This window comes from Bradyrhizobium sp. 21 (genome assembly GCF_023073335.1).
Taxonomy (GTDB): domain Bacteria; phylum Pseudomonadota; class Alphaproteobacteria; order Rhizobiales; family Xanthobacteraceae; genus Bradyrhizobium.
Map to the genome: position 1 here is coordinate 875,758 of NZ_JADPJG010000002.1, position 14,911 is coordinate 890,668.

The 14,911-nt window shown below is 63.8% G+C and carries 12 protein-coding genes; 8 read left to right on the forward strand and 4 right to left on the reverse strand.

Going from position 1 to position 14,911, the window contains the following annotated elements; all coding sequences use genetic code 11:
* Positions 1-102: 102 nt before the first annotated feature.
* From IVB31_RS03955 to IVB31_RS03980, 6 genes are read left to right on the forward strand one after another with little or no spacing between them, the layout of a single operon-like run.
* A complete protein-coding gene (locus IVB31_RS03955; RefSeq protein WP_247318746.1) occupies positions 103-726 on the forward strand; it encodes a ParB-like protein in 624 nt (207 codons plus the stop codon).
* A 2-nt stretch (positions 727-728) separates the two neighbouring features.
* Positions 729-1,649, forward strand: a complete 921-nt coding sequence (locus IVB31_RS03960; RefSeq protein ID WP_247318749.1) for a sulfotransferase — start codon at positions 729-731, stop codon at positions 1,647-1,649.
* Between the two features lie 8 nt (positions 1,650-1,657).
* Positions 1,658-2,734, forward strand: a complete 1,077-nt coding sequence (locus IVB31_RS03965) for an aminoglycoside phosphotransferase family protein (RefSeq protein ID WP_247318752.1) — start codon at positions 1,658-1,660, stop codon at positions 2,732-2,734.
* Positions 2,731-3,648, forward strand: a complete 918-nt coding sequence (locus IVB31_RS03970; protein WP_256464282.1) for an NAD(P)-dependent oxidoreductase — start codon at positions 2,731-2,733, stop codon at positions 3,646-3,648. The genes IVB31_RS03965 and IVB31_RS03970 overlap by 4 nt, the downstream gene beginning before the upstream one ends.
* Positions 3,602-4,459, forward strand: a complete 858-nt coding sequence (locus tag IVB31_RS03975) for a transketolase (RefSeq protein WP_247318757.1) — start codon at positions 3,602-3,604, stop codon at positions 4,457-4,459. The genes IVB31_RS03970 and IVB31_RS03975 overlap by 47 nt, the downstream gene beginning before the upstream one ends.
* On the forward strand, positions 4,459-5,409 hold the full coding sequence (locus IVB31_RS03980) for a transketolase C-terminal domain-containing protein (protein WP_247318759.1): 951 nt from the start codon (positions 4,459-4,461) through the stop codon (positions 5,407-5,409). Before IVB31_RS03975 ends, IVB31_RS03980 begins: the two co-directional genes overlap by 1 nt.
* Positions 5,410-5,450: 41 nt before the next feature.
* Here the strand turns inward: IVB31_RS03980 and IVB31_RS03985 are convergent, their stop codons facing one another.
* Positions 5,451-6,032 carry a peroxidase-related enzyme gene (locus IVB31_RS03985; protein ID WP_247318761.1) on the reverse strand — a complete coding sequence of 194 codons (582 nt, stop codon included), beginning with the start codon at positions 6,030-6,032 and terminating at the stop codon, positions 5,451-5,453.
* A gap of 259 nt (positions 6,033-6,291) precedes the next feature.
* On the opposite strand from IVB31_RS03985, the gene IVB31_RS03990 reads away from it, so the two are divergent.
* Positions 6,292-7,278 carry a hypothetical protein gene (locus tag IVB31_RS03990; RefSeq protein ID WP_247318763.1) on the forward strand — a complete coding sequence of 329 codons (987 nt, stop codon included), beginning with the start codon at positions 6,292-6,294 and terminating at the stop codon, positions 7,276-7,278.
* A gap of 353 nt (positions 7,279-7,631) precedes the next feature.
* On the opposite strand, the gene IVB31_RS03995 is transcribed toward IVB31_RS03990, so the two are convergent.
* On the reverse strand, positions 7,632-9,371 hold the full coding sequence (locus IVB31_RS03995; RefSeq protein WP_247318765.1) for a DUF87 domain-containing protein: 1,740 nt from the start codon (positions 9,369-9,371) through the stop codon (positions 7,632-7,634).
* A 433-nt stretch (positions 9,372-9,804) separates the two neighbouring features.
* Between IVB31_RS03995 and IVB31_RS04000 the strand changes: the two genes are divergently transcribed.
* Positions 9,805-10,773: a catechol 2,3-dioxygenase gene (locus IVB31_RS04000; RefSeq protein WP_247318767.1), complete on the forward strand. Its 969-nt coding sequence runs from the start codon at positions 9,805-9,807 to the stop codon at positions 10,771-10,773.
* Here the strand turns inward: IVB31_RS04000 and IVB31_RS04005 are convergent.
* Together IVB31_RS04005 and IVB31_RS04010 are read right to left on the reverse strand one after the other, a co-directional pair.
* Positions 10,770-14,300: a molybdopterin cofactor-binding domain-containing protein gene (locus tag IVB31_RS04005; RefSeq protein WP_247318769.1), complete on the reverse strand. Its 3,531-nt coding sequence runs from the start codon at positions 14,298-14,300 to the stop codon at positions 10,770-10,772. The genes IVB31_RS04000 and IVB31_RS04005 overlap by 4 nt on opposite strands.
* Positions 14,300-14,782 carry a (2Fe-2S)-binding protein gene (locus IVB31_RS04010; protein ID WP_247318770.1) on the reverse strand — a complete coding sequence of 161 codons (483 nt, stop codon included), beginning with the start codon at positions 14,780-14,782 and terminating at the stop codon, positions 14,300-14,302. Before IVB31_RS04010 ends, IVB31_RS04005 begins: the two co-directional genes overlap by 1 nt.
* Positions 14,783-14,911 lie beyond the last annotated feature (129 nt).

A 14,911-nucleotide genomic window follows, 5' to 3' on the forward strand; every position in this document is an offset into this window, starting at 1 on the left:
TCTCCCGCGCCCAGCCGAATGCATTTTGCTGCCGCCATGCCCATGGCATAGTCCTGGGAACCTGAACCACTCAGTTTGCAACCTGTGAAGGACCCCTCGACCATGACCAATACGCGCGAGCCGAGAGTGCATCCGGTTCCGATCGTGTCGCTCCGGCCGACGCAGATGACGGTTGGGATGCGTGAGGTCAAGGAGAAGCGCAAGCGCTGGCGCGAGCATGGCAGGAAGAAGCAGTCCGAGCTGCTCGGCACCCACATGATCCCCGTCGTGCACGGGCCGGATCAACGCTATTACGTGATCGACCATCATCATCTCGGCCGCGCGCTGCACGATGAGGGTGTCAAGGAGGTTCTGGTCACCGTGGTCGGCGACCTCAGGATGGTCGAGCGCGAGGCGTTCTGGGGCGTGATGGACAACAAGCGCTGGGTCTATCCTTACGACGCCAAGGGCGAGCGGCGGCCGTTCCGCGACCTGCCGAAATCGGTCGTCGATCTCAAGGACGATCCGTTCCGCAGCCTCGCCGGCGAGCTCCGCCGCATGGGCGGCTTCGCCAAGGACACCACACCGTTCTCCGAATTCCTGTGGGCCGACTATCTGCGCCGCAAGCTGCTGCGCAAAGCGGTCGATGCGAATTTCGACAAGGCGCTGGAGAAGGCGCTGGCCGCAGCCAAGAGCAAGGATGCGATCTATCTGCCCGGCTGGTGCGGACCGGCGGAGGACGACTAGACGTGAAGCTGATCATGATCTCCGCCATGTACGAGAATGGCGGAAACACCCTTCATCGCTTCCTGGACGGTCATGAGAATCTCGCGGTCTTCCCCTTCGAGTCTCAACTCGGCACCGGCTTCGCCAATGATTTCCTGAGCTCGCTGGTGCCGATCAGGTATCGCTGGCCGGAATTCCCGACTGGTGTTGCGGCCGAGGACGCCTATGAGATGTTCTGGGACGAGGAGCTGAAGACGCTGCTGCGCGTTCCGGACAGAAGCAAGTTCAGGACATGCGGTCTCGCGATGAGCGAGGCGAACCGCAAGGCGGCCTTCGTCGATTATTGCACGCGCCACGGATTGTCCCGGCGCAGCCTCGTTGCGGCCTATTTTCATGCGACCTTTGCGGCCTGGGAGAATTTCGGCCGCAGCGGCCAGGAGAGCCATTGGGTCGGCTACAATCCGGTGCAGGTTCTGGACGCCGACAAGATCTTCGCCGATTTTTCCGATGGCCACGTCATCCACATCGTCCGCAATCCTTGGTCGGGTTATGCCGACACCAAGAAGCGGCCGTTCCCGTTGCCGCTGCATCGCTATGCCTGGACCTGGAGCCTTTGCCAGCAACTGGCCCTGACAAGTCGCGCGAAATATCCCGGACGGTTTCATCTCGTCATGTTTGAAGAGCTGATCGCCGATCCGAAAGCCGTGCTCTCCAGGCTGCTCGGCAACATCGGGTTGCCGATGTCGGAGCAATGCCTATTTCCGTCCTTCAACGGAGCCGCGCTCACCGAGGTTTACCCCTGGGGCACGATCCGTTCGCCGACATCAACGTCCAATCTCACAATGGCGCGCAGTCTCTCGCATCAAGAGCAGCGCGCGGTGTCCGACGATGCCAACTTCATGATTGACGCCCTCGGTTACACGGGCTTCCTGGAGCGGGTGTAGAGACGATCATGCCAGCGCCCGGCTCCGATGCCGCCAGCTTCGATGCGATCCGCAAGGGCATGTTTGCCCTGAAGTCCGATATCGACTGGCCTGACCAGACCCTGCAGGCCCTCGCGCGATCGCGCAAGCAGGAGGAAGACGGCTGCGAGGAGAGAGCCGCTGAGCGGGTCGGCGAAGCGTTCGGCGGATGGCGCTCCGCGACAAGGCTCTCGGGCACCTTTCACGAAGTTTATCTGGCGTCGTCGCAAGCCCGTGGTGAGCATGTCGTGCGCGTCGCGCTGGGTCATTCCGCCTTCTTCAACGATCTGATGCGCATCGAGGCGGCCGTTGCATCGGTCGCTCGCGCGCGGGGCATCCCGGCGCCGCGGATCAGCTTGGTCGAGACGCAGGAATTGGGGGAGCCGTGCTGGTGCCACGTCGTCGAGCACCTGCCAGGCGTTCGCCTGTCCGATATGGATGATGACGAGGACGCCACGCGCGCCTTGTTGCGCCAGCTGGTGCGGTGGCTTTGCAAGCTTCACGCGATCGGCGGTGACGGGTTTGGCCCGGTCTCGCTCGTGGCCATCGATGGCTCGCCGGGGCGATCTACGTTGACCGGGGTCCATCGCACCTGGCCAGGTTTCGTGCTCACCAGGCTCGAGGCGCATGTCGCGGCCTGCCTGGACATGGCGATCATTGATCCTGCGGAGCGCGAGCAGATTCTTTCGCTGTTCGCCGAGGCGGAAGCTGAGCTGGTGCTGAGGGACCGGCCGGCGTTGCTGCATGGCGATCTCGGTGGCCATAATGTGTTGGCAGCCGATGGCAGGATTTCGGGCATGATCGACTGGGAGGACAGTCTGCTCGGCGATCCCCTGTTCGACTTCGCCGATCTCGCGACCTTTCATCCGCGGAGACGGCATGACACCATTCTCACGGCCTGCGGCCTCGCGGGCAGGGAAGCGGAGTTGCGCCTGTTCTGGATTTACTATCTGCGCATCGCGCTGGCCAAGACCGTGCACCGGCAGCGCTTCGGCTATCCGGATCGGCCCGGCCACGAGCCCGCGTCCGGCCGCATTCAAATTGCGCTCGGGCAGCTGGCGCGATGAGAATTCTGGTCACAGGCGGAGCTGGCTTCTTGGGATCGTGGGCGGTCCGGCAACTCCTGCTCGACCCGGTGGCCGACGTCACGGTTCTGCTGCGACCCGACAGCACACCATGGCGGCTCGACGACTGCGCCAAGGCTGTCGCGACCGTCGTTTGTGATCTCGCGGACCGCGATGGCATCCGCGCTTGTCTGCGGGCCGTGCAGCCCCAATGCGTCATTCACCTTGCCTGGAACGGTGTGCTGGCGCGCGATCGCAAGGATGCACGCCAGCACGCCAATGTCGTCGCCACGCGCAATCTCGTGCAAGCTTGCGCCGAGACCGGCGTCAAATCCTGGATCGGACTGGGCTCGCAGGCCGAATACGGCCCACATGCCGGACGTCTGGACGAGACCGCGGCGTGTTCGCCCATCACGCGCTACGGAGCCGCCAAGCTCGAAACATTCCACGTCGCGCAAGACCTCTGCCAGGCCGCGGACATCAGGTTTGCATGGTTCCGGCCGTTCTCGCTCTACGGTCCAAGGGACCATCCGGACTGGCTGATTCCGTATCTGACGCGCACACTCCTGCGTGGCGAGCGGCCCGCGGTGACGCGCGCCGAGCAGGTCTGGGACTATCTCTTCGTCGAAGACGCCGCCGATGCTGTCGTTCGCGTCGCGATGGGAACGTCTGCGCGGGGCGTCTTCAACCTCGGCTCTGGACGGCCTCGGGTCTTGCGCAGCATAATGGAGCGGGTTCGTGATGCGATCGACCCGCGCCTTCCGATCGGCTTCGGCGAGTTGCCATATCGTCCGGATCAGGTCATGCATCTGGAAGCGGACACCGCGCGCCTGGTTGCGGCGACCGGCTGGTGTCCGCAGACGCCAATGAGTGAAGGATTGCGGCAAACCGTCGAGTGGTTTCGTGCACATGGGTAATGCCGTCAATTCCATCGATCTGGCGAGGAGAGTGCGGATGCTTTCTCTCGAGATGACCCACCGGATGAACGCATCGCATGTCGGCACATGCCTTTCGATGGCCGACATCCTGGCCGTGCTCTATGCCGGGGTGGCGCGCGTCGATCCCGCAAGGCCGGACTGGAGCGACCGTGATCGGCTCATTTTGAGCAAGGGGCACGGCGCGGCAGCACTCTACGCCGTGCTGGCGCGGGTCGGTTTCTTCGACGAGGCTCGGCTAGAGAGCTTTTGCGGCGACGGCTCACTGCTGATGGGGCATGCGAGCCACCAGGTGCCGGGCGTGGAATTTTCCACCGGCTCGCTCGGTCATGGACTCTCGCTCGCTTGCGGGACTGCGCTCGCGGCCCTGCGCCAGGCGAGCCGCAGGCGATCGTTCGTCATCTTGAGCGACGGCGAATGCGACGAAGGATCGACCTGGGAAGCAGCGCTGTTCGCGCCGCATCACAGGCTCGAAAACCTGATCGCCATCATCGACTATAATGGCCTGCAAAGCTTCGGCCGGATCGGCGACGTGCTGGGCCTCGAACCGTTCGCCGACAAATGGCGCGCTTTCGGTTGGCGGGTTTTGGAGATCGACGGCCACGATCATTGCCAGATCAGGGCGGCCCTCGACAGCGTGCCCGATGACGAGGGGCGGCCGACGGTCGTCATCGCCAGAACGGTAAAAGGCAAAGGCGTGAGCTTCATGGAAAACGCGCTGGAGTGGCACTATCGGGCAGCGGATGAGGATCAGTTGCGGCGCGCTCTGGCCGAACTTGGATCGCAAGCCTGATGCGTACGGCGTTCATCGACATGCTCACGGCAGAGGCCGGGCGTGACAAAAGCCTGTTTTTGCTGACGGCCGATCTCGGCTTTTCTGTTCTGGAGCGGTTTCGCGATGCGTGCCCGGATCGTTTTCTTAACGTCGGCATCGCCGAGCAGAACATGATCGGCGTCGCGGCGGGGCTGGCGCATTCCGGCTTCACCGTGTTCGCCTATTCGCTGGTGAATTTTGCCACCTTGCGCTGTTTCGAGCAGATCCGGAACGACGTCTGCAATCACGACCTCCCGGTTCGGATCGTCGGCGTCGGAGGCGGCATGGTCTACAGCACGCAGGGCTACACCCACCACGGCCTCGAGGATATCGGGGTGATGCGGACCTTGCCCGGCATGGTCGTGCTCGCACCCGGCGATCCGCACGAGGCGGCCGAGGCGACGCGCCTGCTGTGCACCGACCGGCGCCCGGCCTATCTGCGGCTCGGCAAATCCGGTGAACGGCGCATCCACGCTTCCTCTGTGAATTTCGAGATCGGCCGCGCGATCACGGTGGCGGAAGGGCGTGACTGCACGTTGATCAGTACGGGCTGCATGCTCGCTTATGCCCTGGATATCGCTGATCGTCTGCGCGCCGATCATTCCGTGCACGCGCGCGTGCTGAGCATGCACACCATCAAGCCGATCGATGTCGACGCGGTCACGGCTGCGGCCCGCGAGACCGGGGCGGTGATCACCGTGGAGGAGCATAGCGTCGGGAGTGGGCTCGGATCGGTGGTCGGCGATCTCATTGCAACGCACGGCCTCGGGCCCGTCGCATTCACCAAGTTCGGCACGCCGGACGGATACCGGAGCGGGGCCGGTACGCACGATCACCTGCGCGGGTTGATGGGCAATCTGGAGGACGTCGTCATTGACCTCCTCAGACGGAAGGGCGCGACGCAACGCGGCACGCGGCTACTGCCGTGAGGACGCCCCCGGCCTAATAGCGACCGTCACCGGGCGTTTGGTCACGTCTTCGGCAATCGTCCCATCAAATAAAACTCGTCGTTCGGGCGCATGCCGGTGAAATTCGCCAGCCGGTTCGACAATGCGAAGAAGGCGGAGATCGCGGCGATGTCCCAGATATCGTCGTCGCTGAAACCGTGCGGGGCAAGTTTGGCGAAATCCTCTTCCGAGATGCGCTGCGCATCGGTCGAGACCTTCATCGCGAAATCCAGCATCGCCTTCTGCCGCGGCGTGATGTCGGCCTTGCGATAGTTCGTAGCGATCTGGTCGGCGATCAGCGGGTTCTTGGCGCGGATGCGCAGGATCGCGCCGTGCGCGATCACGCAATACTGGCATTGATTGGCCGCCGACGTCGCGACCACGATCATCTCGCGCTCAGCCTTGGTCAGGCCGCCGTCCTTCTCCATCAGCGCGTCGTGATAGGCGAAGAAGGCGCGGAACTCGTCCGGGCGATAGGCGAGCGTCAAGAACACGTTCGGCACGAAGCCGCTCTTCTCCTGCACAGCGAGGAGACGTGTGCGGATGTCGTCGGGGAGCGTGTCGAGGGCGGGGGCGGCGAAGCGTTGCACGGCTGGCTTTTTCATGGGCTTGTTTTTTTTCGGATCGGGCGGCAAGCATAGTTGATGTGGGCGCGGCGCTCAACGTGCCCCTACGCTTGGCCATGGTCCTGAGCCGACACGACGATCGAAAAAGCCGCGCAGCCGCGGTGGGTTTCGTGGACACGATCGAGGCCCGGCCGCTCACACCGTCTCGCATTCCTCATCGTCGCGGTTGATTGTTTTTTCAAGGCGTCCTAGGGTTGAAGATATTGGGATAATTCATTTCGGTGTTGGGGGCGACGCCATGCGACGATTGGCCGGGATTGCGGCATTGGCCTTTGCGGCTCTTTCGAGCGGATGCTCGATCTATCCGTTGCCGGAAGACGTCATGCCGTACAAGAGCGAGGAAATAGCGGCCGTAATCCGCTGCCAGGCTCGTGATGCGGTCCGCAATGTCATTCTTCAAAACATAGAAGCGGCAAAAAGCCCGATCCTCTATGAGCGAATGAACAAGCAGGAGCTTCTGGCTTGGCTGACGGGCAACACCGAGAATTTCCATAGTCTCAAATGGGATCGCTTCACGCCGGAGTTGAGAGGGCCATTCACGTTCTACAAGGACACCTCCATCAGCTACGACTTTACCATCGACACCACCGAGAAAAACGTGGCCGGGGTGAACCTCACTCTGTTGCGTCAATATTCCGGGAGCACCAATGCGGCCGGTCTGGTTGCATCGAATGATCGCACGCGTGAGGTGTCGCGGCATTTCAGGGCTTTCGACACCTTCGACAGCCTTGCCCGGCTCATGCCCGAAAGGGCCTGCAATCGCGCGCCGCGGACCGAGAACTACGTATTTCCTGCGGCTGGCCTGCTGAGGATCAACTCTCTGGTCAATTCATTTCTCATCGCAAATTCGTGGGAAAACCTTGCTGGCCCCGACAAGGAGTTCACGACCGCACAAATGGCGGACACACTCACATTCACCACCAAGTCTATTGGAAATTTTGATCCTTCGACGACGGCTGATCCCATCATCGGGAAATGGGTGCCGTCGAGTGCCAGCCTGAACATCGACAATACCAGGCAGGACCTGCATACCATCATCATTCTGATCAGCTTGTCGCCTGACAAATCGGGATTGCCACAATTTGACGAGTTCGGACGCATCCTCGCGCCGGGCAAGGCAAGCGCGAAGGTCGCCGCTTCGGCTGCGCTCGACAAGCAGAAGGATTTCAATACGCAGAGCGCGTTGACACGCTTCGGGACGGGTGTCGGACGCATAGGAAATTGAGCGACGCTAAATCGCGTCTTTGTTTACCTCCGCATACTGTGGAATTGGAGAAGTCGAAATGGCAAATCCAGCGCGTAAGACGACGAGGCGATTGCCTGTTAGGGGCATCTATGAGTATTTCGAGGCGTTGAAGAGGGCTGAAACGCTGGAGGCCTTTCTGGCCAAGTGTGACAAGGAAGGGCACAAGCTCGGTGTGCGCCCCGACCTCTTTGATCTGGGACACAAGCACTTTCGAAGGTCCATGAAGGCAAAGGCGACCGGCCCCGGGGCAACGACACGGTCGGTCTCACCCGGTTCGGACTGTCCCGCGTGTCCGGACCCGCCGCTCAGCAAGTAGCTGTGGAACTGGCGCGCTACCGCAGCGGCTTCTTCAGCAGGGAGAAGCGGTCCGGGTCCAGTCCCAAGGACGGTTGCAACATCGGGGCCTCGACGTTGGAGAGCGTCTTTGCCGGCGGTGCCGAGAACACCGGGTCGTTCGGGACGTCGCGCTGCGAGGTGGCGCCGCGCCAGCGCTCGAGCACGGCGCCGACGAAATGCATGTCGTGACCGGAGGTCACGGAGGGCACGCTGCTGATGGTGGCTTCGCCGCGCGGCAACTGATGCGGCGGCACTTCCTTGAAGCGCAGTCGCGTCGGCAGTGCGACGCCTTCGCCGAACGCCAGCACCTCGCGGGTGCCGAGCGAGGGGACGAACGAGAGCAGGTTCGCGGCCGCATCCGACACCGCGGCGCGCAGCAGCGCCTGGTCGCGTTCGTTGGCAAGACGCATCGTGAACAGCGTGTTGCACTGTGAGATGATGGTGGCGTCGAGCTCGGCCGGGCGTTGCGTGATGAGGCCGAGATAGACGCCGTATTTGCGGCCTTCCTTGGCGATGCGCGACACCGCCTTGCGGGTCGGCCCGAAGCCAACATTGCGATCGGCGGAGGCGTAGCGATGGGCCTCTTCGCAGACGAACAGCATCGGCGAAACGCCGTCGCTCCACAGGCCGAAGTCGAAGGCCATGCGGCAGAGCACCGAGACGACGGAGTCGATGACCTCGGCCGGGAAGCCGGCGAGCTGCATCACCGTCATCGGCTTGCCGTTGGCCGGCAGGCGGAACAGATGGCTGATCACCTCGGCCATGGTGTCACCGCCGACATTGGCGTTGTCGAACATGAAGGCGTAGCGCGGGTCGTTGCGGACCGCCTCGATGCGGGAGATCAGCTTGTGATAGATGATGCGCGAGGAGCGGTTTTCGAGCTTGCCCATGCGCTCGTCGATCAGCGAGATCAAATCGACCAGGCGGTAGGGAACCGGCGTGTCGACGGTGAAGCCGATCTGCTTGGGATCGATGCGCTTGAGGCCGAGGCGGTCGGCGTTCTGATATTGCGTGTAGATGCCCTTGGCGATCGGGATCACCTCGGCGAGCACGTCGAGCTCTTCGGGCACGCCGGCGCGGCCGCCGAACAGCACGTCGACGATTTCCTCGAAATTAAACAGCCAGAACGGCAGTTTCAGGTTGCGCGGGTTGAGCACCAGCGCGCGGTCGCCGAAGCAGCGGCCATATTCGTTGTGCACGTCGAGCAGGAAGATACGCAGGTTTGGCCGCGCTTTCAGGATCTCGTTGAGCAGCAGCGACACGCCGGTGGATTTGCCGACGCCGGTCGATCCCAGCACCGCGAAATGCTTGGAGAGCATTTCCTCGATGTCGACATAGGCGACGACGGAGCTATCCTGCTGGAGGAAGCCGACGTTGATCTGGTCGGAGCCGGTCGGCGCGTAGATCGTACGCAGCTCCTGGCTCGTGATCAGGTCGACCGAGTCACCGATGGTCGGATAGTTGGTGACGCCGCGCTGGAATTTGGCCTTGCCGGCGGCATTGAGGATTTCGCCGAGCAAATCGACCGAGGCGATCGCGATCAAATTGTCGCTGCTCGAGAGGTTCTCGCAGGACACCTCGGTGATCATGGCGACGATGATCGAACTGGCGCAGCGGATGCTGACGAACCGGCCGACGGTGGCCCGAACTTCCGAGACCGGCATCTGGCTTTCCGCCAGAAGCCCGACCCGGGCGAGCGATCCGCGAACCGAAATCACGCGTCCAAAGGCTGTCACGATGAATGTACCTGGCAGGAGCAAGGGCTTTGCCCCGGACTATGCCCGGCCGTCGCTGCACAAACGGTTAAACGGCAGAGGCGGGTGCTTCGTTAAATCCGCGACAATTCGGCTGGTTAATTTGTTCCCGGTGCATACTTGTGGCCGGAAACGGCCGGAAAATGCTGCTTTTCTCGGCCGACTGGCCGAAATGCCCTTAAGGAAGATTTTACCATTCGGCCAGCCGGCGGGGCTTCCACGCGGGGCAAACCGGAAGGCACCGGACGGCGGAACGGAGGGTTTGATTTGTTGACGGGGCCTAATCATTTGTACATTAGTACAAATGAGTAGGTGGCCGGTGTCGCCGGGATGCGTGCGTGTGCATTGTCGTTGCGCTCCGTGTCCGATTGCGCGATCCGGTGACGGGGATCGCAGCCTTGCCTTGGAGGAAACCATGCAGCCCGAACCGATCCTCGATCTCGCTCATCTCGGCCACATGGAGCTGCTGACACCCAAGCCGGACGAGAGCCTGAAATTCTTCGTCGACGTGTTGGGCATGACCGTCAGCGGACAAAAGGGCGAGTCGGTCTATCTGCGCGGCTGGGACGATTACGAGCGCTATTCGCTCAAGCTCACGGCGTCGAAGACATCAGGCATGGAGCACATGGCGCTACGCGCGCGCAGCCAGCAGGCGCTGGAGCGCCGCGTCGCCGCGCTGAAGGGCTCCGGCTTCGACCTCGGCTGGATCGACGGCGACATGGGGCAGGGGCCGACCTTCCGCTGCCGCGACCCTGATGGACACATCGTCGAGCTCTATTATGAGACCGAATGGTATCAGGCGCCGCCTGAGCTGAAGCCTGCACTGAAGAACCAGGCGCAGCGGTTCCCCGCGCGCGGCGTCAATGTCCGCCGCCTCGACCATCTCAACTGCCTCGCCACCGACATCAAGGCGAACCGCGAGTTTTTCGAGAATTATCTCGGCTGCCGCCTCACCGAGCAGATCGTCCTCAACGATGGGCGCGAAGCTGCGATGTGGCTCACCATGTCGAACAAGAGCTATGACTTCGCCTATTCGCTCGACCATTCCGGCACGCCCGGCCGCTTCCATCACGTCACCTACGCGCTCGACAGCCGCGAAGAGATTTTGCGCGCCGCCGACATCTTCCTGGAGAACGGCATCCACATCGAGACCGGTCCGCACAAGCACGCGATCCAGCAGACCTTCTTCCTCTATGTCTACGAACCCGGCGGCAACCGCGTCGAAGTCGCCAATGCCGGCGCGCGCCTCATCCTTGCGCCGGACTGGAAGCCGATCGTGTGGACGGAAGAGGAACGCAAGAAGGGGCAGGCGTGGGGCCTGAAGACGATCGAGTCCTTCCACACCCACGGCACGCCGCCGGTGGAGGCGAAGAAGCACGCTTAGTGGGGTGAATTGCGCACGCGGGCGATCGTCTCACGCACGCCGCTCCACGCCGGCTTGTCGGGGGCGAACTGCTTGCGCAGGAAGGTGACGAGCTCCCCGACCTGGGCATCGCTCATGCTGTTCTTGAATGCCGGCATGTAGCCGAGATCGCTCGACACCGGCTCGGCGATGCCGTGCAGGACGACTTGCACGAGATTGTCCGATGTCGCGCTGTGCAGATTGCTGTTGAGCGCGAGCGAGGGGCGGCTGCCGAACAGCGGCAGCCCGCCGACCTCGTGGCAGACGGCGCAGGCGCCCTGATAGAGCCGCGCTCCTGTGGAGGAAGCGACCGTGACTTGCGTTGAAGCTTCGAGCCTGGCGGCGAGTGCGTCCTGCGTTGGCGTCGCGGTCGCGATATCGTTGAACGAGCGGAGATAGACGGCCATCGCGCGGATGTCCTCGTCGGGCAGAGCCGCGAGGTCCCTGACGATTGGCGCCATCGGCCCGGCGGCGACGCCATGGTATCGCGAGTGGCCGGTGCGCAAATAGGCGAAAAGATCGTCCTCACTCCATGGGATCGGCGCATGCGAGAGTGAGGTCAGTGGCGGCGCCTCCCAGCCCTCGGCAAAGCCGCCGGCGAGATAGGCTTCGCGCTGCTCGGCGCCGAACGCATTGCGCGGCGAATGGCAGGCGCTGCAATGGCCGAGGCTCTCGACGAGATAGGCGCCGCGATTCCAAACCTCGGATCTGGCAGGATCAGGCTTGAACTCGCGCGTCTGATGAAACAGCGCGTTCCAGCCGGCGAGCAGCGGGCGGAGATTGAACGGGAAAGCGAGCGTATTCGCAGGCTGAGTCGCGCGCACCGCAGGCTGCGCCATCAGGTAGGCATAGAGCGCCTGCATGTCGGCGTCGCTGGTCTTGGCAAAGTGCGTGTAGGGGAAGGCGGGATAGAGCTGACGTCCGTCGCGATGCAGCCCGTCGCGCATCGCGCGCTCGAAGGCGGGATAGGACCAGGTGCCGATGCCGGTCTCGACGTCGGGCGTGATATTGGTGCTGTAGATCGTGCCGAATGGCGTCTGAAGCGCGCGGCCGCCGACGTTGAGCGCGCCGCCGATCGTGGTGTGGCACTCCGCGCAATTGCCGAGCGCCGCCAATTGCTGGCCGCGGGCGATCGTCGCCGCGGAATAGACCGACGCATCAGGCCGCGCGATCGGCGCGATGGCGCGTCCCGGCAGCAGCGCTGCGCCGATGCCGATCGCGGCGGTGCAGATGGTTGCAATCGTCGCGAAGATGCCGCTGCGCTTCGCGAAAGGATTCTGCCAAGCGCGCGAGGGAGACGCGGTGGCGGGTGCCGGCAGGGCTTGCGGCGCGGCGATTGTGTCGGCCTGCAAGCCCCTCAGGATGCGCTCCGGCGTAAACGGCGGCTCGCGAAAGCGCACGCCGGTGGCATCGAAGATGGCGTTGGCGATCGCGGCTGCGCTCGGCACAGACGCGGATTCGCCGACGCCGAGCGGCGGCTGGTCGGAGCGCGGCAGCAACAGGACGTCGATCTTGGGCACATCGGGGAAGGGGATGATCGGATAGGCGCCCCATTCCCGCGCCGCCACGGCGCCGCGCTCGAAAGAGACCTCCTCCATCAGCGCGCGGCTGGTGGACTGGATGACGTTGCCGTGAATCTGGTGGCGCACGCCGTCCGGGTTGATCATCAGGCCGGAATCCTGGCCTGCGACCACGCGCGTGACGCTGACGTCGCCGGTGGTCTTGTTCACGGCGACGTCAGCTATCCAGGCGGACCACGCTGCGCCATAGCCCGGAAACTTGCTGTGGACATAGAGCGCATAGGCAAAGCCGCGCCCGTGCACGATGTCGCCGTCTTTCTCCTCGCGCACCGGCCGTGGCGTCCAGCCCGCGCGTTCTGCCACCGCGTTGACGAGATCCACGGCGCGCTGATCCCTGAGATAGCGCAGGCGGTATTCGATCGGATCGACGCCAGCCTCGGTCGCGGCCTCGTCAATAAAGGATTCATGCGCAAAGGTGTTCGGCAGCGCCGAGACGCCGCGAAACCAGGACGCGCGCACGATCGGCGCCATGTCGTGGGCGACGACGCGCATGTGGTCGTAATCGTAAGGCGGGATCGCGGTGCGGTCGCCCATCTGGAGCACCTCGGGCTCCGGTGAGATCCGCCCCGTCAGCAACAGTGCCAGCGTGGGCGCCGCGTTCGAGGGGTAGCGCGTGGCGAGATCGTAACCGGCAACGCCGCCGTCGGCGTTCAGGCCACCATTGACGTCGATGAGCTGCGCGGTGCCCTTCGGTTCCCAGGCGTGCTCCTGCTCCCGCGTCAACTGCACCCGCACAGGCCGGCCGACCGCGCGCGAGAGCAACAGCGCGTCCGCGGTGACATCGTCGGCGCAGTTGCGGCCGTAGCAGCCGGCGGCCTCCAGCCTGATGACCTCGATCTCGCTCTCGGGACGCTCGATCAGCAGCGACAGGTCTCGGCGCAGCAAATGCGGGTTCTGCGTGCCCGACCAGACGCGGATGTTACCGTCCCGGACGTCGGCGACCGCGCAGGACGGGCCGATCGAGGCATGCATCTGATACGGCCAGACGTAAGTACGCTGCATCGGCTTGGCTGCGCCGGCGATTGCCGCATCGACGTCGCCCTTGTCGATCAGCGTGCGCGGCGTCGACGGATTGGCGCGCAATGCAGTCTCGACGTCGGCGAGATCGGTCAGATCAGGCGTCGGCTTCCAGCTCACCGCGAGCTGCTCCGCCGCACGGATCGCGTTCTCCTCGCGCTCGGCAACCACGCCGACGAAATCGCCGATGCGTACGACGGCAACGAGGCCCGGAATGTCCCGCACCGAGGATTCGTCAACGGCGATCAGGCTGGTGCCGACGAACGGGCCGGCATCGACGCCGGCATAGGGCGGACGCACCACGCGGCCGTGCAGCATGCCGGGCACGCGGATGTCGTGCACGAAGGTCAGCTCGCCCGTGGCCTTGGCGGGCAGGTCGACGCGCGGCATGGACTGGCCGACGATGGCGTAATCGCCGACGGGCTTGACCGCGACGTCGTCGGCAAGCTCGAGGCGGATGGTCTCGCCGCCGATCAATTCGCCATAGCTGACGCTGCGATTGTCGTGGCCGCGCACGAGACCGTCGTCGATCCTGAGGTCGGCCGCCGGCAGCTCCAGCCGCTCCGCCGCGCGCGCGATCAAAAACTGTCGCGCCTGCGCTGCGGCCTTGCGCAGGGGAACGGCGGTGATCTGGATGGTTTCGCTGGCGATCGTCGCGCCCTGGTTCGGCACCATGGCGGTATCGCCGAGCACGACGACGACGCGCGCAAAGGACACGTCCAGCTCCTCGGCGACGATCTGGCCAAGCGCGGTGCGGATGCCGGTGCCGAGATCGACATGGCCGTTATAGGCCGTGACCGAACCGTCCGCGGTGATCCGCACGAAGGTCTCGGATGTGATCTCGTCCAAGGTGCGGACGACGACGAGCGAACCTGCTTGCCGCTCAGCTCGGTTCGAAACAGGGGAGGCCATCAGTCCGCGGCCTCGGCAAGCTGGCCAGATGCGCGCATCACGGCGCGCAGGATTTCGACATGCGTGCCGCATCGGCAGAGATTGTAGCGCAGCGCCGCCAGCGCCTCCTGTTCGGTCGGCCGCGGATTGATCGCAAGCAGTGCCTTGGTGGTCATGATCATGCCGTTGAGGCAATAGCCGCATTGCGCGGCCTGCTCGTCGATGAATGCCTGTTGCACGGCATCGGGCTTGTCGCGCGTGCCGAGCCCTTCGAGCGTGACGATGTCGCGTCCTGCGCAGCCGCCGATCGGGATGACGCAAGAGCGTGCCGCGGCGCCGTCGATCAGGACAGTGCAGGTGCCGCATTCGCCGAGGCCGCAACCATATTTCGGCCCGTTGAGCGCGAGATCGTTGCGCAGCACGTAGAGCAGCGGCGTTTCGCGTGCCGCCATGACGTCGTGGATCCCTCCGTTCACGGTGATGCGGATCGGTGTCTGCGTCATCCTCGTTCCCAAGCCCGTGTAAAATTCTGCGTCGCGACGATACCGTTTGTACACAAACGTGCAAGCCGCGCATTCCGCACTGCAGCGTGACTGCCCGCTTTGTGCACAAAGCGGATAGGCAAATGAGGT

Bases quoted from the DNA above. Each gene is read 5' to 3' on its own strand.
- IVB31_RS04010 (WP_247318770.1), bottom strand. From the start codon at position 14,782: ATGACGCAGACACCGATCCGCATCACCGTGAACGGAGGGATCCACGAC.
- IVB31_RS03970 (WP_256464282.1), top strand. From the start codon at position 2,731: ATGAGAATTCTGGTCACAGGCGGAGCTGGCTTCTTGGGATCGTGGGCG.
- IVB31_RS04005 (WP_247318769.1), bottom strand. From the start codon at position 14,300: ATGGCCTCCCCTGTTTCGAACCGAGCTGAGCGGCAAGCAGGTTCGCTC.
- IVB31_RS03955 (WP_247318746.1), top strand. From the start codon at position 103: ATGACCAATACGCGCGAGCCGAGAGTGCATCCGGTTCCGATCGTGTCG.
- IVB31_RS03985 (WP_247318761.1), bottom strand. From the start codon at position 6,032: ATGAAAAAGCCAGCCGTGCAACGCTTCGCCGCCCCCGCCCTCGACACG.
- IVB31_RS03965 (WP_247318752.1), top strand. From the start codon at position 1,658: ATGCCAGCGCCCGGCTCCGATGCCGCCAGCTTCGATGCGATCCGCAAG.
- IVB31_RS03990 (WP_247318763.1), top strand. From the start codon at position 6,292: ATGCGACGATTGGCCGGGATTGCGGCATTGGCCTTTGCGGCTCTTTCG.
- IVB31_RS03980 (WP_247318759.1), top strand. From the start codon at position 4,459: ATGCGTACGGCGTTCATCGACATGCTCACGGCAGAGGCCGGGCGTGAC.
- IVB31_RS04000 (WP_247318767.1), top strand. From the start codon at position 9,805: ATGCAGCCCGAACCGATCCTCGATCTCGCTCATCTCGGCCACATGGAG.